At 69.5% G+C, this 18898-nt stretch carries 13 protein-coding genes and 2 pseudogenes; 3 read left to right on the top strand and 12 right to left on the bottom strand.

Annotation, left to right across the window (positions count from 1 at the left end; genetic code table 11):
• The 4 genes and pseudogenes from AOK23_RS31775 to AOK23_RS50555 form a co-directional block, all read right to left on the bottom strand.
• Nucleotides 1–1158, bottom strand: a 1158-nt coding sequence (locus tag AOK23_RS31775) for a sarcosine oxidase subunit beta family protein (RefSeq protein WP_055716019.1), incomplete at its 3' end; no start/stop codon positions are given.
• 31 nt (nucleotides 1159–1189) lie between these two features.
• Complete coding sequence (locus tag AOK23_RS31770; protein WP_055716018.1) at nucleotides 1190–2050, bottom strand: bifunctional methylenetetrahydrofolate dehydrogenase/methenyltetrahydrofolate cyclohydrolase; 861 nt, start codon at nucleotides 2048–2050, stop codon at nucleotides 1190–1192.
• 9 nt (nucleotides 2051–2059) lie between these two features.
• The gene (locus AOK23_RS31765) at nucleotides 2060–4498 is read right to left on the bottom strand and encodes a GcvT family protein (RefSeq protein WP_055716017.1); all 2439 of its coding nucleotides are present in this window, start codon (nucleotides 4496–4498) and stop codon (nucleotides 2060–2062) included.
• A 225-nt stretch (nucleotides 4499–4723) separates the two neighbouring features.
• A pseudogene (locus AOK23_RS50555) lies at nucleotides 4724–5169 on the bottom strand (transposase).
• A gap of 686 nt (nucleotides 5170–5855) precedes the next feature.
• Between AOK23_RS50555 and AOK23_RS31755 the strand changes: the two are divergent.
• A pseudogene (locus tag AOK23_RS31755) lies at nucleotides 5856–7086 on the top strand (RNA-guided endonuclease InsQ/TnpB family protein).
• A 61-nt stretch (nucleotides 7087–7147) separates the two neighbouring features.
• On the opposite strand, the gene AOK23_RS31750 reads toward AOK23_RS31755, so the two are convergent.
• From AOK23_RS31750 to AOK23_RS31735, 4 genes are read right to left on the bottom strand one after another with little or no spacing between them, the layout of a single operon-like run.
• Nucleotides 7148–8125, bottom strand: a complete 978-nt coding sequence (locus AOK23_RS31750; protein ID WP_055716015.1) for an ABC transporter substrate-binding protein — start codon at nucleotides 8123–8125, stop codon at nucleotides 7148–7150.
• Nucleotides 8126–8137: 12 nt separating this feature from the next.
• Nucleotides 8138–10168 carry an ABC transporter permease gene (locus AOK23_RS31745; RefSeq protein WP_055716014.1) on the bottom strand — a complete coding sequence of 677 codons (2031 nt, stop codon included), beginning with the start codon at nucleotides 10166–10168 and terminating at the stop codon, nucleotides 8138–8140.
• The gene (locus AOK23_RS31740) at nucleotides 10168–11256 is read right to left on the bottom strand and encodes a quaternary amine ABC transporter ATP-binding protein (protein WP_055716013.1); all 1089 of its coding nucleotides are present in this window, start codon (nucleotides 11254–11256) and stop codon (nucleotides 10168–10170) included. The genes AOK23_RS31745 and AOK23_RS31740 overlap by 1 nt, the downstream gene beginning before the upstream one ends.
• A gap of 20 nt (nucleotides 11257–11276) precedes the next feature.
• Entirely contained in the window at nucleotides 11277–12746 is a 1470-nt protein-coding gene (locus tag AOK23_RS31735) for an aldehyde dehydrogenase family protein (protein WP_055716012.1), read from the bottom strand.
• A 216-nt stretch (nucleotides 12747–12962) separates the two neighbouring features.
• On the opposite strand from AOK23_RS31735, the gene purU reads away from it, so the two are divergent.
• Nucleotides 12963–13835: a formyltetrahydrofolate deformylase gene (gene purU / locus AOK23_RS31730; protein ID WP_055716011.1), complete on the top strand. Its 873-nt coding sequence runs from the start codon at nucleotides 12963–12965 to the stop codon at nucleotides 13833–13835.
• A 125-nt stretch (nucleotides 13836–13960) separates the two neighbouring features.
• Here purU and AOK23_RS31725 read toward each other — a convergent pair whose 3' ends face one another.
• Together AOK23_RS31725 and betA are read right to left on the bottom strand one after the other, a co-directional pair.
• Nucleotides 13961–14797 carry a methylenetetrahydrofolate reductase gene (locus AOK23_RS31725; RefSeq protein ID WP_055716010.1) on the bottom strand — a complete coding sequence of 279 codons (837 nt, stop codon included), beginning with the start codon at nucleotides 14795–14797 and terminating at the stop codon, nucleotides 13961–13963.
• 3 nt (nucleotides 14798–14800) lie between these two features.
• On the bottom strand, nucleotides 14801–16471 hold the full coding sequence (gene betA, locus AOK23_RS31720) for a choline dehydrogenase (protein ID WP_055716009.1): 1671 nt from the start codon (nucleotides 16469–16471) through the stop codon (nucleotides 14801–14803).
• A gap of 200 nt (nucleotides 16472–16671) precedes the next feature.
• Here betA and AOK23_RS31715 point away from each other — a divergent pair, with 200 nt between their 5' ends.
• On the top strand, nucleotides 16672–17418 hold the full coding sequence (locus AOK23_RS31715; RefSeq protein WP_055716008.1) for an IclR family transcriptional regulator: 747 nt from the start codon (nucleotides 16672–16674) through the stop codon (nucleotides 17416–17418).
• Between the two features lie 11 nt (nucleotides 17419–17429).
• On the opposite strand, the gene AOK23_RS31710 is transcribed toward AOK23_RS31715, so the two are convergent.
• Nucleotides 17430–18557 carry an aromatic ring-hydroxylating oxygenase subunit alpha gene (locus tag AOK23_RS31710; RefSeq protein WP_055716007.1) on the bottom strand — a complete coding sequence of 376 codons (1128 nt, stop codon included), beginning with the start codon at nucleotides 18555–18557 and terminating at the stop codon, nucleotides 17430–17432.
• A 130-nt stretch (nucleotides 18558–18687) separates the two neighbouring features.
• Nucleotides 18688–18898, bottom strand: a 211-nt coding sequence (locus tag AOK23_RS31705) for an oxidoreductase C-terminal domain-containing protein (protein WP_276205774.1), incomplete at its 5' end; no start/stop codon positions are given.

Below are 18898 nucleotides of genomic sequence, written 5' to 3'. Positions count from 1 at the left end.
GTTGAGGGGGTGGGGGGTGTCATGGGCGATGGTGTGGGCGTAGACCCAGCCGACACCGGGGGTGGCCTTGAAGCCGCCCGTGCCCCAGCCGCAGTTGAGGTAGAGGTTGTCGACCGGGGTGAGGCCGATGATCGGCGAGGCGTCGGGGCTGACGTCGACGATGCCGCCCCAGGTGCGCAGGACGTGGGCGCGGGCGAAGACCGGGAAGAGTTCCAGGGCCGCCGACATCTGTTCCTCGATGATGTGGAAGGCGCCGCGCTGCGTGTACGCGTTGTAGGAGTCGATGCCCGCGCCCATCACCAGCTCGCCCTTGTGGGCCTGGCTGACGTACACATGGACCGCGTTGGACATCACTACCGTCGGGTGGACCGGTTCCAGCAGCTCGGAGACGAGTGCCTGCAAGGGGTGGCTCTGGAGGGGCAGTTCGATGCCCGCCATGGCCGCCAGGACCGAGGTGTGGCCGGCCGAGCAGAGGGCGACCTTCCCCGCGGCGATCGGGCCGAGCGTGGTCCGCACGCCGACCACCCGGCCGCCCACCACGTCCAGGCCGGTGACCTCGCAGTTCTGGATGATGTCGATGCCGGCCGCGTCCGCGGAGCGGGCCAGGCCCCACGCCACGTGGTCGTGCTTGGCGATGCCGGCGCGGGGCTGGTAGGTGCCGCCGAGGACCGGATAGCGCACGTCGGGAGAGGTGTTGACGATCGGGCAGACGTCCTTCACCCCGTCCGCGTCCAGCCACTCGGCGTCGACGCCGTTGAGGCGGTTGGCCTCCACGCGTCGCACGCTGTCTCGGACGTCCTGGAGGCTGTGCGCGAGGTTCAGCACCCCGCGCTGGGAGAAGAGGATCGGGTAGTCGAGTTCGTCCGCCAGCCCTTCCCAGAGCTTGAGGGCGTGCTCGTAGATGCCGGCGCTCTCGTCCCACAGGTAGTTGGAGCGGATGATCGTGGTGTTGCGGGCCATGTTGCCGCCCGCGAGCCAGCCCTTCTCCAGCACGGCGACGTTGGTGATGCCGTGGTTCTTCGCGAGGTAGTGGGCGGTGGCGAGGCCGTGTCCGCCGCCGCCGACGACGATCACGTCGTACGACCGCTTCGGTTCCGGTGTGCGCCACAGCCAGTCGGGGTGCTCGGGGAGTTCGGCGCCGGGGGTACGGGGGCTCATCGGACGGCTCCGTCCACGGGAAGGGACAGGTTCATACGGGGTTCGCGTTCCTCTCGGCGGCCTCGACCACATTGGCGAGGAGCATCGCCCGTGTCATGGGGCCGACGCCGCCGGGCATCGGCGCGAGCCGGCCGGCCACCTCGGCGGCGTCCGGGTGCACATCGCCGACCAGCCCGTGGTCGGTACGGGTGATACCGACGTCCAGGACGGCCGCGCCGGGGCGCAGCATGTCCTTGGTGATCAGTCCGGGCGAGCCGGCCGCGGCGACGACGATCTCCGCCTCGCGCACATGCCAGGCCAGGCCCTTCGTGCCGGTGTGGCAGAGGGTGACGGTGGCGTTCTCCGACCGGCGGGTGAGGAGCAGGCCGAGGGGGCGTCCGACGGTGATGCCGCGTCCGACGACGCAGACCCGGGCGCCGGCGATCGGGACGTCGTACCGGCGGAGCAGTTCGACGATGCCGCGCGGAGTGCAGGGCAGCGGTGCCGGCTCGCCGAGGGTGAGCCGGCCGAGGTTCACGGGGTGGAGTCCGTCGGCGTCCTTGGCCGGGTCCATGCGTTCCAGGACGGCGCCCGCGTCCAGGTGGCGGGGCAGCGGCAGCTGGACGATGTAGCCGGTGCAGGCGGGGTCGGCGTTGAGTTCGTCGATGACGTCCTCGACCTGCCGCTGGGTGGCGTCGGCGGGCAGTTCCCGTCGGATGGAGGCGATCCCCACCTGCGCGCAGTCCCGGTGCTTGCCGGCGACGTAGGCGCGGCTGCCGGGGTCGTCCCCGACGAGGACCGTGCCGAGCCCCGGCGGGCGACCGCCGCCGGCGGTCAGCTTGGCCACGCGTTCGGCGAGTTCGCGGCGAATGGTGCCGGCGGTCGCCTTCCCGTCAAGTGTCTGTGCGGTCACGGTGGCCCCTCACCCACGCAGACGGGACATCGACGGGTCGAACAGCGGCTCCTCGGCCACGACAGCCTCCACACGCTGGTCGAAGTACCCGATGTGCACGGTCGTCCCGGGCACCGCCACCTCCGTCGGCAGCCAGGCGTAGGCGATGCCCTTGCCGATGGTGTAGCCGTACGCGGCGCTGGTGACGTACCCGACGGCGCGGTCGCCGTCGTACACGGGCTCCTTGCCCATGACGACCGAGCGGGGGTCGTCGATGGTGAGGCAGGTCAGCCTGCGCCGCACGTCCTCCTTGCGGCGCTCCAGCGCGGACTTCCCGATGAAGTCGCCCTTGTCGAGCTTGACGGCGAAGCCGACACCGGCCTCGTAGGGGTCGTGCTCGTACGTCATGTCGGTGCCGAAGGAGCGGTAGCCCTTCTCCAGGCGCAGGCTGTTGAAGGCCCCGCGGCCGGCGATGATGCCGCCGAGCGGCCGGGCCGCCGCCCAGAGGGTGTCCCACAGCTTCTGGCCGAGGTCGGCGGTGGTGTACAGCTCCCAGCCGAGTTCGCCGACGTACGACAGGCGCATGGCGGTCACGGGCACGGAGCCGATGTGGGCCCGCTTGGCGCGGAAGTACTTCAGGCCGTCGCCCGAGAAGTCCTCGTCCGTCAGCGCCTCAAGGACCTTGCGGGCCAGCGGGCCCCACAGGCCGACGCAGCAGGTGCCGGGGGTGATGTCGCGGACCTGGACCGTGCCGTCGGCGGGGAGGTGCCGGCCGAACCAGTCGAGGTCGAGGTTGCCGTTGGCGCCGACCTGGAAGAGGTCGCGGCCCAGGCGGGCCACGGTGATGTCGCTGCGGATACCGCCGTCGTGGTCGAGGAGCAGGGTGTAGGTCACCGAACCGACGGACTTGGCGACCTTGCTGGTGGTCAACCGCTCCAGGAAGTCGGCGGCGCCGGGGCCGGTGACCTCCAGGCGCTTGAGGGCCGTCATGTCGTACATCGCGACCGTCTCACGGGTGACCTGCGCCTCCGCGCCGACAATCGGCGACCAGAACCGCGCGGCCCAGTCGTTCGGGGTGGGGATGCTGCGGCCCTCGACGAGGGAGGCGTTCGCCTCGTACCACTGCGGGCGCTCCCAGCCGTTCGCCTCCAGGAAGAACGCGCCGTGCTCCTCCTGGCGTGCGTGGAAGGGGCTCCTGCGGATCGGGCGGGGCTCTCCGGAGGGCTGGAGGGGGTGGAGGATGTCGTAGACCTCGACGAAGTTCCGGCAGTCGCGGGCCAGGACGTACTCGGGGGTGAGCTGGTGCGGCTCGAAGCGGTTGACGTCGCACTCGTGCAGGTCGAACGACGAGCAGTGGCCGTCGACGAGCCACTCGGCCATGGCCCGGCCGACGCCCGCGGAGTGGGTGACCCACACGGCCTCGGCGACCCAGAACCCCTTGACGTCGGGGGACTCGCCGAGGAGCGGGAAGTTGTCGGTGGTGAAGGAGAACAGGCCGTTGATGCCCTCCTCGACCTTCGCCTCCCGTGTCGCCGGGAGCAGTGACTGGGTCTCGGTCCAGGCGTCGGCGAAGTCGTCCTCGGTGAACTTCAGGACCGAGGGCATCGGCTGCGCGTCGTCGAAGGAGCGGATGTCGTCGGCGGAGATCGGCATCGGGCGGTGGCCGTAGGAGCCGATGCCGATGCCGTCGAACCGGTCGCGGTAGTACAGGTCGGCGTCCTGGTGCCGCAGGATCGGGCGGACCGCCTCCTCGGTCTGGCCGGCGAGCGCGGGGATCGGGCCGGTCCAGGCGAGCTGGTGGGCGAGCGGGGTGAGCGGGAGGTTCATGCCGGCCATGCGGGCGATGCGCGGGCCCCAGATGCCGGCGCAGCACACCACGATGTCGGCCTCCAGGTCGCCCTGGTCGGTGCGGACGCCCGTCACCGCGCCGTCGGTCCGGAGGATGTCCAGGACCTCGTGGCGGGCGAGGAAGCGTACGCCGCGCTCGGTGGCCCGGCGGATCTGCGCCTCGACGGCGAGGACGGCCTTGGCGAGGCCGTCCGTCGGGACGAGGAGGCCGCCGAGGACCCGGTCGGGGTCGACGAGGGGGTGCTGCTCGACGCACTCCTCGGCGGTCAGCAGCCGGGCCTCGATGCCCCAGGCGGTGACCCAGCCGTGACGGCGGTGCAGTTCGGTCAGGCGTTCGGGGGTGGTGGCCACTTCGAGGCCGCCGACCTGGAGGAAGCAGGGCTTGCCGTCGACGTCGAGGGAGCAGAACTTCTCGACGGTGTAGCGGGCCAGCTCCGTCATGGTCTTGGAGGAGTTCGTCTGGAAGACCAGGCCCGGGGCGTGTGACGTGGAGCCCCCGGTGGCGGGGAGCGGCCCCTGGTCGACCACGGTCACTTCGGTCCAGCCGCGCGCGGAGATCTCGTCCGCGAGTGCCGCGCCAACGACGCCCGCTCCGATGATGACCACTCGGGGTCCCGCCATCGCCGCACCTCCGATTGAAAACGAGTCCAGCCGGTTCAGTTGCTGTCTGCGCAACATGGTTCAGGTTGCGCAACTCAATGTGCCTGTCGCGAGGAGGGGGTGTCAAGGGGTCCGTGACGTCGGAAAACGGCCTTCGGAAAGGCCCCGGGAACGGCGAAGCCCGGCGGGCGGCGCACCCCTGTGCACGCCGCCCGCCGGGCTCGTCCGACCGGCCTTCCGACCTCGCTACCGGGATCCGTTCGCAGTGCTCCGGCCTTCAGGACTCTGCTGAGGAAGAGGTGATTCGGGCGGCCAGACCGCGAGCATCAGAGGTCTGCGGTGGGAGGTGCGGGTGCCGCTGAGTGGGGTGCCGGTCAGCCATCGGGCGATGCGGATGAGGTTGAGTACGGTGGCGGCGAAGACGTGGCTGAGACGGGTCGCGGGCAGGTTGCGGTAGCGAGTGCGGCGGATACCGGTGACGCGCACGGCCTGGGAGATCGCGCCTTCGACGCCGGCCCGGTCGCGTATCGGTTCTTCCACTCGTCTGTCTCCTGGACCCAGCGGACGGCTTCGAGGGCCTCGTGCCGGTCTCGTGGCAGGAAGGTGATGCCCCTGCCACGGCGGCCGGACGGGGGCCTGGTGCACGACGTCTGCTGCGGGCAGGGGCGGCAGTGCCCGGCGGAGAAGAACACCTTGATCACCGAGTGCCGTTGCGGTGGCGCTTCTGTTCCCACCACTCGAAACTTCGGTATCCGCCCGGGAAGACGGCGCTCTCACCATCCCAGTCGATCGTGAAACCGGCGGGGGAGAAGCCCTGACCCTCTCGGGACCGGCGGCTGCTGTCGCGCGAGGCCGGGCCGAGCAGTTCCATACGCCGCTCGGTCGCGGCACGGAAGCATCGAACCCGGGATCATCCAGCTCCAAGCCGAGCAGACACACCAGCGCCAACGCCCCCGGCGAGACAGCCGGACGCCCCCGACGGCGAACACGCCGGCGGACGCCTCGTCCTCAAACAGCGGGCCCGACGCCTCCCGGATCCGCACCGCGAGCGTCCCTTTCGGGAACGCTTCCCGCACCACCCGGTCCGTCAGCTCCGGCACCCCACTGATCAGCCCATGGCTCCAGCGACCTCCCTCTCGGCCCTCCCACCCACGATCACAGCAACCACGGGAGCCAACAGCCCAACCCTGTCCCAATCACCCCTTCCTCAGCAGAGTCCTCCAGGCCGGTGGTGAAGCGAATCTGACAGTGGCGACGCGGAGCGTCGCCGCATTGTTCCGGCGGAGCCGGACGCTGCGGTGGGTGGGGGCGGTGGGAGAGTCAGGGTGATGATTCGTTCGCACGTTCTCTCTGGTGACGCGTGTGCGACCCCCCTAATGTGATCGTCAGGCAGCTCAGGTACAGCTTCCGCCTGTACCCGGACACCGGTCAGCAGGGCGTTGGCGAAGGCGTTCGGGTGCGCCCGTGTCGTGTTCAACGACGCGGTCCGCGCCCGTGACGACGCCCGCCGGGCCGGGCAGCCGTTCCCGACGGCCGGTCAGCTGTCCCGGAAGCTGATCACCGAGGCGAAGCGGACAACCGAGCGATCCTGGCTGGGCGAGGTCTCCGCAGTGGTGCTCCAGCAGTCCCTGCGGGACGCCGAGACCGCTTACCGTAACTTCTTCGCCTCCCTCAAGGGCACCCGCAAGGGCCCCAAGCCGGGTGCCCCACGCTTCAAATCCCGTAAGGACGCGAGGCAGTCGATCCGGTTCACCGCCAACGCCCGCTGGAACATCACCGGCAGCGGCCGTCTGAACCTGCCGAAGATCGGCGCGGTGAAGGTGAAATGGTCCCGCGCCCTGCCTACCGCCCCCACCTCCGTCACCGTCATCAAGGACGCGGCCGGAAGGTTCTTCGCCTCCTTCGTCATCGACACCGACCCCGCTGCCGACGCGACACGGATGCTGGAGACCGACCGCACCATCGGCATCGATCTCGGCCTCACCCACTTCGCGGTCCTGTCCGACGGCACGAAGATCGACTCCCCGCGCTTTTCGCGGCGCGCAGAGAAGAAGCTGAAGAAGGCCCAGCGCGAGCTGTCCCGCAAGCAGAAGGGATCAAAGAACCGGGCCAAGGCCCGCCTGAAGGTCGCCCGCGCCCATGCGAAGGTCGCCGACGCGCGCCGTGAGTTCCACCATCAGCTCTCCACGAAGCTGATCTCCGAGAACCAAGGGATCGCCGTGGAGGACCTGTCGGTGGCGGGACTGGCCCGCACGAAGCCGGCCAAGTCCGTGCACGACGCCGGATGGTCATCGTTCATCACCATGCTGGAGTACAAAGCACAACGGTACGGCCGCACCCTGGTCACGATCGGCCGGTTCACCCCGACCTCCCAGACCTGCTCCACCTGCGGCGCCGTGGACGGGCCCAAACCCCTGAACGTCCGAGAATGGACCTGTACCGCCTGCGGCACCGTCCACGACCGGGACACCAACGCAGCGATCAACGTGAAGACGGCCGCCGGACTGGCGGCATCGGCCTGCCGAGCGCCGGTAGGACCAGGAGCGATCCCGGCACAGCGCGAAGGAACAGGAAGCCACGGATTCCCGACCGGAAACCGTGCCGCGTAGCAGCGGCACGGCCACCAGTCCAGGAAGGCCTGGTTCCCCGGGCTTCAGCTCGAGGTGCAAGTCAGTTGATCCAGGCGTCGACCTTGCCGCGGTTGGCCTCGACCCACTTCTTGGCCGCCGCCTCCGGCGCCATCTTGTCCACGGCGATGTACTTCGCCACGGTGTTCTGGTCCTCGTTCGTCCAGGTGAAGTTCTTGACCAGGTTGTACGCCGGGCTGTCCGACTTGGCGAACTTCGTGCTGACGATCTTGTCCAGTTCGTAGACGGGGTAGTCGCAGGCGACCTTCTCCGCGTCGGCGTCACAGCCGGTCTTGTACTCCGGCAGCTTCACCTTGACCAGCGGCACCTCGGCCATGAACCACTGCGGCTCGTAGAAGTAGCCGATCACCCACTCCTTGTCCTTCTCCGCCTTGCGGAAGGACTGGATGAGCGCGGTCTCGCTGCCCGCGTACACCACCTTGAAGTCCAGCTTCAGGTTCTTCACCAGGGCCTCGTCGTTGGTGACGAACGACGGGTCGCCGTCGAGGAGCTGGCCCTTGCCGCCGGATTCGGAGGTCCTGAACTTGTCGGCGTACTTGTTCAGGTTCTTCCAGTCGGTGATGTCGGGGTGCTCCTTGGCGAGCCACGGCGGCACGTACCAGCCGATCAGCCCCTTGTTCCCGGTGGCGCCGGCCTCGACGGCCGTCTTCTGGTCGGTGATGTACTTCTTCTTCAGATCGTCGTGGCCCCAGTTCTCGATGACGGCGTCGACCTCACCCGTCCCGAAGCCCTGCCAGGCGATCTCCTCCTTCAGGTCCTTCTTGGTGACCTTGCAGCCGAGGTCGTGCTCCGCGACGTACGCGACGACCGCCGCGTTGGCCTCGTAGCCCACCCACGGGTTCACGGCGAGATTGAAGGTGCCGCACTTCCCGGCGTCGCCCGAACCGCCCGAGCCCGCCGACTCCTCACCGACCTTCGCGCCGCCGCAGGCGGTCAGGGCGAGACCGAGGACGGCCGCTCCGGCCACGCCGGCTCTCCACTGTCGTACTTGTGTTGCCATGGTCAGTGCTCCTTACGCGCTCACGCGTCGCGCCGCGGCCTGAGTGATCCGGTCGAACATGACTCCGAGGAGGACGATGGCGAACCCGGCCGCCAGGCCCTTCCCGTACAGCTGCCCCTGGGAGAATCCGGCCACGACGTCGTGGCCGAGGGCGCCCGCTCCTACCAGGCCGCCCACAACAACCATCGACAGCACGTAGATCAGGCCCTGGTTGGTCGCGAGCGTCAGGGCACTGCGTGACATCGGCAGTTGAACCTTGGTGATGATCTGCCAGGTGTTGCACCCGGCGGAGGTGGCCGCCTCCACGGTGGCCTCCGGCACGGCCCGCACCCCATCCGCGATGATCTTGATGGCGACGGGTGCAGCGTAGACGATCGCGGCGACGATGGCCGTGAAGCGGGTCGCCCCGAACAGCGCGAGGAACGGCACGAGGTAGACGAACGGCGGCATGACCTGCGCCGCGTCGAGGGTCGGCCGCAGCACCCGGTCCACGAGGAGGCTGCGCCCCATCCACACCCCGAAGGCCATGCCGAGCACCATGACCAGCACGGTCGCCACGAGGGTGGAGGCCAGCGTCGTCATCGCGTCCGACCACAGGCCCGTCCCGACCAGCAGCCCCACGCAGACGGCGGCGACGGCACCGGCCCGCCATCCGCCGAGCACCACGCCGAGCGCGATCAGCACGGCGGCGACGAGCCACCACGGCGAGTCGGTGAGCAGCGACTGGAACGGATTGAGCAGACCGTTGGTGATGGCGTCCCGGAAGGCGTTGGTGAGTCCGGAGAGGCTGTCCTGAACCCAGGTCGTGGTGGTGTCGGCCGTCTTCGCGATGGAACTGCCAGCCCCGCCCTCGCCGGGGAACTCCGCCGCCCACACATAGGTGTGCGACATGTACACAAGGACGGCCGCGACCACACCGCCCGCGGCCAGCAGCGGCCGCCGCCAGGTCGCGAACCGGCCGCTCGCGTGCCGGGACGTCTCCTGACGCGCGCTCGCCGCGGTGGTCACCCGGTCGAGGACGATCGCCAGGACGACGATGGCGAGGCCCGCGTTGAAGGCCGTGCCCACGTCCAGCGACTCCAGGGCCTTCATCACGGTCTTGCCGAGACCGGGCGCGTCGATCAGGGCGGCGATCGTCACCATGGCCAGGGCGGCCATGATCGACTGGTTGACGCCCATCACCACGGTCCGCTTGGACATCGGCAGCAGCACCTTCAGCAGCGCCTGCCGCCGGGTCGCGCCGAGCGAGTCGGCCGCCTCGACGGTGGTCTCGGGGACGGACCGGATGGCGTGCGCGGTGATCCGGATGGCGGGCGGCGCCGCGTAGATGACGGTGGCGATGGTGGCCGAGGCGCCGCCGATGAGGAAGAACAGGGTCAGCGGGGCCAGGTAGACGAAGGTCGGCATCGTCTGCATGAAGTCCAGGAAGGGCGTCACGATCCGGTTGAACCGGTCGGAGAGCCCCGCCCACACGCCGAGCGGGATGGCGAACAGCAGCGCCACGACGACCGCGGAGACGGTGAGGGCCAGGGTGTCCATGCTCTCCTGCCACAGGCCCTGGAGCCCGAAGAAGGTGAAGCCGGCCACGGCCAGCAGCGCCACCCGCCAGTTGCCCACGGCCCAGGAGACGTAGCCGACGATGCCGACGACGCCGAGCCAGCCGATCTGTGGGAGGGGACGGCCGGCGGAGGGCTGGGAGATCAGCTCCTGGACGAAGGTCACCAGGGTGTCGATGACCAGCCGGATCTCATTGAAGAAGTAGAGGAAGAGCGGGTTGGAGTTGCGGTTGGCGCCGATGGAGTCGTTGAGGTCGTTGATCCAGCGGTGCAGATCCGTCAGGTCCGCCGCGGCGAGGGTGAGGGTCTGCCTGCCGCGCAGCAGGGCGAAGAGCACCAGCCAGACGACGACGATCGCCGCGACGACGGTGCCGCGTCCGACCTTCCGTGTGCGGGCGCCGGACGCGGCGGCCGGGGGGACGGCATCGGTCTTCAGCGGGGGTTCGGGCTTCTGCGGTTGTTCCGGCTTCTCCACGGCGACGGTCATCACATGCCGCCTTCCTGCCCGGCGACCACCGCGAGGATCTCCTCGTCGCCGACGATGCCGAGCAGTTCGCCGTTCTCGACGACCTTGACCGGCTTGTCGGCCGCCAGCACCGCACGGGTCGCCTCGCGGACCACGACGTCCGGGCCCAGCTCGGGGCCGTCCAGGGCGTCACCGTCGGCGAGCGGCCGCATGATCCACCGCAGGGTGAGCACGTCGCCGCGCGGGACGTCCTTGACGAACTCGCGGACGTAGTCGTCGGCGGGGGCGCCCACCAGCTCGTCGCCGGTGCCGCACTGGACCATCTTGCCGTCCCGCATGATGAGGATGCGGTCGCCGAGTTTGAGCGCCTCGGAGAGGTCGTGGGTGATGAAGACCATCGTCTTGCCGACCTCGTGGTGCAGCCGGATGACCTCGTTCTGCATGTCGCGGCGGATCAGCGGGTCGAGCGCCGAGAACGGCTCGTCGAAGAAGAGGACGTCGGGGTCGCCGGCGAGCGCCCGGGCGAGGCCGACACGCTGCTGCATACCGCCGGAGAGCTGGTCGGGGTAGGAGTTCTCGTACCCGGAGAGGCCGACGAGTTCGACGACCTCCAGGGCCCGCCTGGTCCGCTCCGCCTTGCTCATGCCGCGGATCTCCAGGCCGAACGCCACGTTGTCGACGACCCGGCGGTGCGGCAGCAGCCCGAAGTGCTGGAAGACCATGGAGAACTTGCGCCGCCTGAGGTCCCGCAGGCGTCTGTCGTCCGCCTCGCGGATGTCCTCGCCCTCGAAGACGATCTCCCCGGAGGTGGGTTCGATCAGGCGGGTGAGACATCGCACCAGGGTGGACTTGCCGGAGCCGGACAGGCCCATGACGACGAAGACCTCGCCCTGGCGGACGTCGAAGTTCACGTCGCGCACGGCAGCGGTGCATCCTGTGCGGTCCATGAGCTCACGGCGGGTGAGGCCGCACAGCTCCTCCGACTCCGGCACCCGGTCTGCCTTCGGCCCGAACACCTTCCACAGCCGGCGCACGGATATGACCGGCGTACCGTCCGAGTCCTGAGGTGTGCCGCGCCGCTGCGGTACCTCGGTCTGCGTTGGGGTCACGATCGACCTCTTTTCGGCGTTCAGCCGCGGAACCAGTGCTGCGGCCGGGGTTGGATGTTCTGCCAGATGTGCTTGGGCTCTCGGTACTCGTTCAGGCCGGTCGGTCCCAGCTCCCGGCCCACGCCCGAGTGCCCGAAGCCACCCCATTCCGCTTGCGGCACATAGGGGTGGTAGTCGTTGATCCACACCGTGCCGTGGCGCAGCCTGCGGGCGACCCGCTGGGCCTTGCCCGCGTCCTGCGTCCAGACGGCTCCGGCGAGTCCGTACTCGGTGTCGTTGGCGATGCGTACGGCGTCGTCCTCGTCGGTGAACCGCTCCACGGTGAGCACGGGCCCGAAGGACTCCTCGTGCACCACGCGCATGTCCTGGCGGCACTCGTCGAGCACGGTCGGCGGGTAGAACCAGCCGTTCGCGAGCGCCGGGTCTGTGGGGCGTTCGCCGCCGCAGCGCAGCACGGCGCCCTCGGCGAGGCCGGTCGCGACGTACGCCTCGACCTTCTCCCGGTGCTGGGCGGAGATCAGCGCGCCGGTCTCGGCCTCGTCGTCGAAGGGCCCGCCGAGCCGGATGAGCCGGGCGCGGCGGACGATCTCGTCGACGAGGAGGTCGTGCAGGGAGTCCTCGACGATCAGCCGGGCGCCGGCCGAGCAGACCTGCCCCGAGTGCAGGAAGACGGCCGTGAGCGCGAAGTCCACCGCCGTCTCGAAGTCGGCGTCGGCGAAGATCACGTTGGGGTTCTTGCCGCCGAGTTCGAGGGCCACCTTCTTCACGGTCGCCGCGGCGGTGGCCATGATCCGTCTGCCGGTGTCCAGTCCCCCGGTGAAGGAGACCATGTCGACCCTCGGGTCCTCGGAGAGCGGGGCGCCCACCTCGGGGCCGGTGCCGAGGACGAGATTGGCGGCCCCGGCCGGGAGCCCGGCCTCCGCCAGCGCCCGCATCAGCAGGATCGAGGTGGAGGGGGTCAACTCGCTGGGCTTCAGGACGACGGTGTTGCCGGCGAGGAGGGCCGGAGCCACCTTCCAACTGGCTTGCAGGAGGGGGTAGTTCCAGGGGGTGATGAGTCCGCAGACGCCTATCGGCTCGTACACCACGCGGCTGACGGCGTCGTCGCGTCCGGTGTCGATCACCCGGCCGGCGTCGGTGCCGCCGAGACCGCCGTAGTAGCGGAAGCAGGAGACGACATCGGCGATGTCGTACTCGCTCTCCACCAGCCGCTTTCCGGTGTCCAGCGACTCGGCGCGGGCGAATTCCTTCGCGTCGCGCTCGATGATGTCGGCGGTGCGCAGCAGCAGTGCGCCGCGCTCCCGCTCGGGGGTGTGCGGCCACGGTCCCTCGTCGAAGGCGGCACGGGCCGCCGCGATCGCGGCCTCGGTGTCGGGTCGGGTGCCTTCCGAGACGGTCGCGGCGAGCGAGCCGTCAGCGGGGCAGCGGATCTCCCGTCGCCCTCCGGCCACCGGATCCCGCCACGTCCCCGCCACATACAGGTCTGCCACTCGCCAAGCCCTTCAGCTGAAATGCGTTGCGCATCATGCATCCAATTGCTTGTGGTGGAACACCCTGTCGGGCGCCAAGACCTACGTCAAGAGGTTGCGGATGACGATTCAGCCATGCGGACACTTGCGCGTCCACCCTTGACCGGGAGCGGTGTCAAGCCGACCATGTTGCGTATCGCTCACCTTGTTGTGCAATACGCACCGACGGAGGCTGTCATGTCCCCTCGACCGCACCCTGGCCGTGAGTACGTCCTCACCCTCTCGTGTCCCGACAGCGCGGGGCTGGTCCACGCGGTGAGCGGCTTCCTCGTGAGGAACTCCGGGAACATCCTGGAGAGCCAGCAGTTCGACGACCGGCTCCAGGGCCGCTTCTTCATGAGGGTCCACTTCGATGTCTCCGACCCGGACGCGGAGCTGAAGACGCTGCGTTACCGGTTCGGTCCGGTCGCCGAGGCGTACCGCATCTCCTGGACCCTCAGCGAGGCGTCCACCCCGACCCGGACGCTCATCATGGTGTCCCGGTTCGGCCACTGCCTGAACGACCTGCTCTTCCGCAGCCGCTCCGGCGCCCTCAACATCGAGATCCCGGCGATCGTCTCCAACCACCGGGACTTCGAGGGGCTCGCGGAGACCTACGGCATCCCCTTCCACCATGTCCCGGTCACGCGGGACACCAAGGCCGAGGCGGAGGCCCGGCTGCTGGAGCTGGTGCGCGACCTCGACGTCGACCTGGTGGTGCTGGCCCGCTACATGCAGATCCTCTCCGACGACCTGTGCAAGCAGCTGGAGGGCCGCGCGATCAACATCCACCACTCCTTCCTGCCCAGCTTCAAGGGCGCCCGGCCCTACGACCAGGCCTACGACCGCGGGGTCAAGCTGGTCGGCGCGACGGCCCACTATGTGACCCCCGACCTGGACGAGGGCCAGATCATCGAGCAGGACGTGGTCCGCGTCGACCACTCCCTCGCCCCCAAGGACCTCGTCACCGTCGGCCGTGACGTGGAGGCGCAGGTCCTCGCGCACGCGGTGAAGTGGCACAGCGAGAGCCGGGTGATGGTGGACGGCAACCGCACGGTGGTCTTCCGCTGAGAGCGGGCACGGCGGCGGGCGGGGCTGGATCTCCGGCCCCGCCCCTTGTCGTATACGGTCGGCGGGGGTGCCCGCGTCTACAGCCGCGCAAGGATGCCCGTGTTCACGGCCCGCCGGGGTGTCCGTCAGCCGCCGAGGCGGTCCAGCAGGGCGCGGCGCCAGGCCTCCGTCTCGGCGATCTGGTTGAACGTGAACAGGTGCAGCCCCGCCACCCCCGCCGAGGGCGCGGTGAGGGCCCCCTCGGACCGGGTCAGCAGGGCCTCCGGCGAGTAGCCGCCGGGCGCGGCGAAGCGCAGGAACCACAGGGGGTGCCTGGCGAGGAACCGCGTCGACTCCCCCACCCCGATCTTCGTCGCCATGGCCAGCAGCTTCGCCCGCTGCACGGGGCCGGCGACGCCCACGTACACGGGCAGCGCGACTCCCCTGGTGCGCACCCGGGCGATCCACCGTCCGAGCACCCGCGGGTCGAAGCACAGGTTGCTCACGACGTACGTGGCGTGCTCGCGCTTGTCCCACATGGCCTGGACGGTGATGTCGTCGTGGATCAGCGGATGGCTCTCGGGGTAGCCGGTGACGCCGACCTCGGCGAAGGGCCGCCCCAGCTCGCTGAGGCGGCGCAGCACCGGCAGCGCCCCGTCGTACGTCCCGGCCGGCGGATCGGCGTCGCCGGCCGGCACGAACACGTCGTCGACGCCCCACTCGCGGAGCCGGTCGACGGTCTCCTTCAGGTGCGCGTCGTCCCGCAGCAGCCGCGCGGGCACGTGCGGGACGACACGGTAGCCGTGGGCGGCGAGCCGCGCGGTGAGGTCGAGGGTCGGCTTCAGGCCCTTGACGGGGGACGCCGTCACGGTGACGACGACGTCGCGCGGCACATGGGCGAGAACCTTCTCCTCCGTCGCCCTCGCGGGCAGCACCTCGTAGCGGACGCGGCTCAGCAGCGCGCTGAGTCCCGGGGCGGTCAACCTCTACCCCGCCGACTTCTGGGCGTCGCGGTGACGGTAGTAGGCGGCCGTGGACGCGGGCAGCGGCTCCTTGCCGAGGATCAGATCGGCGGCCTTCTCCGCGATCATCATCACGGGCGCGTAGATGTTGCCGTTGGTGACGTACGGCATGACGGAGGCGTCCACGACGCGCAGGCCCTCGACGCCGTGCACCCGCATGCTGGTGGGGTCGACGACGGACATCTCGTCGGTGCCCATCTTGCAGGTGCAGGACGGGTGCAGGGCCGTCTCGCCGTCCTTGGCGACCCAGGCGAGGATCTCCTCGTCGCTCTCGACGGACGGCCCGGGCGAGATCTCCCCGCCGTTGTAGGGGGCGAGCGCGGGCTGGTTGAGGAGGTTGCGGGCCACGCGGACCGCCTCGACCCATTCGCGGCGGTCCTGCTCGGTGGAGAGGTAGTTGAAGCGCAGCGCGGGGTGTTCGCGCGGGTCCTTGCTCTTGATCTTCACGGAGCCGATGGCGTCGGAGTACATGGGTCCGACGTGCACCTGGTAGCCGTGGCCGCCGGCCGGTACGGAGCCGTCGTAGCGGACCGCGATCGGCAGGAAGTGGAACATGAGGTTGGGGTAGTCGACGTCGTCGTTGCTGCGGCAGAAGCCGCCGGCCTCGAAGTGGTTGGTGGCGGCGGGCCCCTTGCGGAACAGCCACTGGAGCCCGATGAAGGGGGCGCGCCACTTCGCCAGGTACGGCTGCATGGAGACGGGCTGTTTGCAGGCGTACTGGATGTAGACCTCCAGGTGGTCCTGCATGTTCTCGCCGACGCCGGGGAGGTCGTGGACGACGTCGATGCCGAGGGCGCTCAGTTCCTCGGTGTTGCCGACGCCGGAGAGCTGGAGCAGCTGCGGGGAGTTGATGGCGCCGCCGCACAGGATGACTTCCTTGGCGCGGACCTGCTTCGGGGCGCCCTTGCCGCGCTGGTACTCGACGCCGACGGCCTTCTTGCCCTCGAAGAGGACGCGGGTGACGAGGGCGCGGGTGGTGACCGTGAGGTTGGGGCGCTTCCGGGCGGGCTTGAGGTAGGCCTTGGAGGCGGAGAGCCGGCGGCCGCGGTGGACGTTGCGGTCGAACTTGGCGAAGCCCTCCTGCCGGAAGCCGTTGACGTCGTCCGTGGGGGCGTGGCCCGCTTCCTCGGTGGCCTTGAGGAAGGCGGTGAACAGCGGGTTGGTGGCGGGGCCGCGTTCGAGGACGAGAGGGCCGTCGTGGCCGCGGAACTCGTCGTCGGGGTCGGCGGCGAGACAGTTCTCCATGCGCCGGAAGTACGGCAGGCAGTGCGCGTAGTCCCAGCTCTCCATGCCCGGGTCGGCCGCCCAGCGCTCGTAGTCCATGGGGTTGCCGCGCTGGAAGATCATGCCGTTGATGCTGCTGGAGCCGCCGAGCACCTTGCCGCGCGCGTGGTAGACGCGTCGGCCGCCCATGTGGGGCTCGGGTTCGGACTCGTACTTCCAGTCGTAGAACCGGCTGCCGATCGGATAGGTCAGCGCCGCGGGCATGTGGATGAAGACGTCCCACGGGTAGTCGGACCGGCCGGCCTCCAGGACCAGCACGCGGTTGGCCGGGTCCGCGGAGAGTCTGTTCGCCAGTGCGCTGCCGGCCGAACCGCCGCCGACGATGACGAAGTCGTAGTGCAGGGGAGCCATGGTGCCTCGTCTCGCTCGCGCCATCGGTACGCGAGGCATGCTAGACCGGTATCGCAATACGCACCAGGTTGCGAGCAACGCAACTTGCCCAGATGAGTTTCGCGCCGGTTACTTGCAATCGTGTTGTTTACTGCGCGTATAGTTTCGTTGTGAGCAACCACAGGCAAGACACCGAAACCTCGAATTCACAGTCCGGTGGAGTGCAGTCGGTCGACCGCGCCATCAGCGTCCTGGAGATCCTGGCCCAGCGTGGGGAGGCGGGCGTCAGTGAGGTGGCCGCCGAGATCGATGTTCACAAGTCCACCGCGTTCCGTCTGCTCGGCGCCCTGGAGGCTCGCGGCCTGGTGGAGCAGTCGGGCGAGCGCGGCAAGTACCGGCTCGGCTTCGGCATCGTACGCCTGGCCGGCGCGGTCACGGCCCGTATCGACATCACCCAGCAGGGCCGCCCGGTCTGCGAGCGGCTCGCGGAGGAGATCGGCGAGACCGTCAACATCGCGGTGCTCCAGGAGCACTACGCGATCAACCTCTACCAGGTGCGCGGCCCCGGGGCGGTGACCGCGCACAACTGGGTCGGCCAGCTGACCCCGCTGCACGCCACGTCGAGCGGCAAGGTGCTGCTGGCGTACCTGCCCGCCCAGGAGCGCGCCGCGCTGCTGGCCGAGGCGGGCCTGAAGAAGGTCACGCCGCACACCATCACCTCGAAGACCAGGCTGGAGAGGCATCTGGCGGAGGTGCGGGAGGCCGGCTACGCCTGGACCCAGGAGGAGTTGGAGATCGGCCTGCACGCCATGGCCGCCCCGGTCCTCGACCGGGAGGGACAGGTCATCGCGGCGGTCACCGCCTCGGGACCCTCGTACCGGTTCACCGAGGAGCGGATGCGGGAGCTGGCCCCGGTGCTGATCAAGGGCGCCGAGGAGATCAGCCACCGGATGGGTTACCTGGGCTGACCTCCGGCTGGCTAGGACCGGCCGCCGAGACGTTCGCCGACCCAGTCGTGGAAGGCGCCGATGTGGTGCTCGCTGGGCACCAGGACGCCGCCCTTGGCGTACATCCGGGAGCTCATGCCCGGCTGTGTGCGTTCGCACGCCTCGAAGTCCTGCCGGTTGACCCGGTCGAAGAGTTCCACGGACCGGCTGACGTCCTTGCCGCTCTCCACGACGTGCGGGAGGTAGAGCCAGTCGCACTCGACGATCGTGCGGTCGACGGCCACCGGGTACATCCGGTGGAAGATCACATGGTCGGGGACGAGGTTGATGAAGACCTGCGGCTTGACGGTGATCGCGTAGTAGCGGCGGTCCTGGTCGTCCGAGACGCCGGGGATGCGGTCCAGCCCCTCGGAGCCGTCGACGGTGAAGCCCTGCACCTCCTCGCCGAACTCCGCGCCGTGGCCTACGTAGTACTGGGCCGCGTAGCCGTCCGCGAACTCGGGGAGCACCTCGGTGAGTTCCGGGTGGATCGTGGCGCAGTGGTAGCACTCCATGAAATTCTCGATGATGAGCTTCCAGTTGGCCTTGACGTCGTAGACGATCCGCTTGCCGACGGAGAGGTTGTCGACGTCGTAGCGCTCGATGGCGGCGACGTCGCCGAGCCGCTCGACGACCGCGCCCATCACGTCCTCCTCGAAGGAGGGCGGGTTCTCCGCCAGGCACACCCAGACGTAGCCGAGCCATTCGCGCACGGCCACGCTCACCAGGCCGTACTCGGTGCGGCCGACGTCGGGCATCTTGGTGAGGTTGGGTGCCGCGACGAGCTTGCCGTTCAGGTCGTACGTCCAGGCGTGGTACGGGCACTGGAAGGCCCGCTTGACCTCGCCGGTCTCCTCCGTGCAGAGCTTGGCGCCACGGTGCCGGCAGACGTTGAAGTAGGCGCGGATCGAGTTGTCCCGGGCGCGGGTGACGAGGATGCTCTCGCGGCCCACGTCGACGGTGCGGAACGCGCCGGGCTTCGCCAGTTCGGAGGCGCGCGCGACGCAGAACCACATGGTCTCGAATATGCGCTCCTGCTCCTGGGCGAAGATCTGCGGATCCGTGTAGGAGGAGCCGGGGAGGGTGGCGATCAGGCTGTCCGGCAGGCTGGTCGAGGTCACGGTGCACTCCTCGGGAAACGTCGTGGATCGGACTGTCACGCGCCGGGAAGAGCGACTCCGGACGGCGTTGTGTGTGGAGCAACGCTGCGCGCCATGAGGAACCGCAGCTTGGGGTGGTGCGGCTGCGGTGTCAAGGTGTGGCGGCGAGCTGCTTGCGCCAGCGGGTGAACAGCCGGGGCTGGTTCATCCCGAGCACGGCGACCGGGTGTCCGGCGCGCCGGTAGACGGCGAGGACGTCGCGGTCGTCGGCGGCGCCCTGCTCGATGGTCACGCTGTCGGCGCCGGCCGCATGACCGGCGAACTGGATCTTCACGCCGTACTGGTCGGACCAGAAGTACGGC

The sequence above is a fragment of the Streptomyces torulosus genome, from assembly GCF_001419765.1.
Classification (GTDB): domain Bacteria; phylum Actinomycetota; class Actinomycetes; order Streptomycetales; family Streptomycetaceae; genus Streptomyces; species Streptomyces torulosus.
The sequence above is the reverse complement of the archived record's forward strand: the minus strand, read 5'-3'. Positions and strand labels throughout refer to the sequence as shown.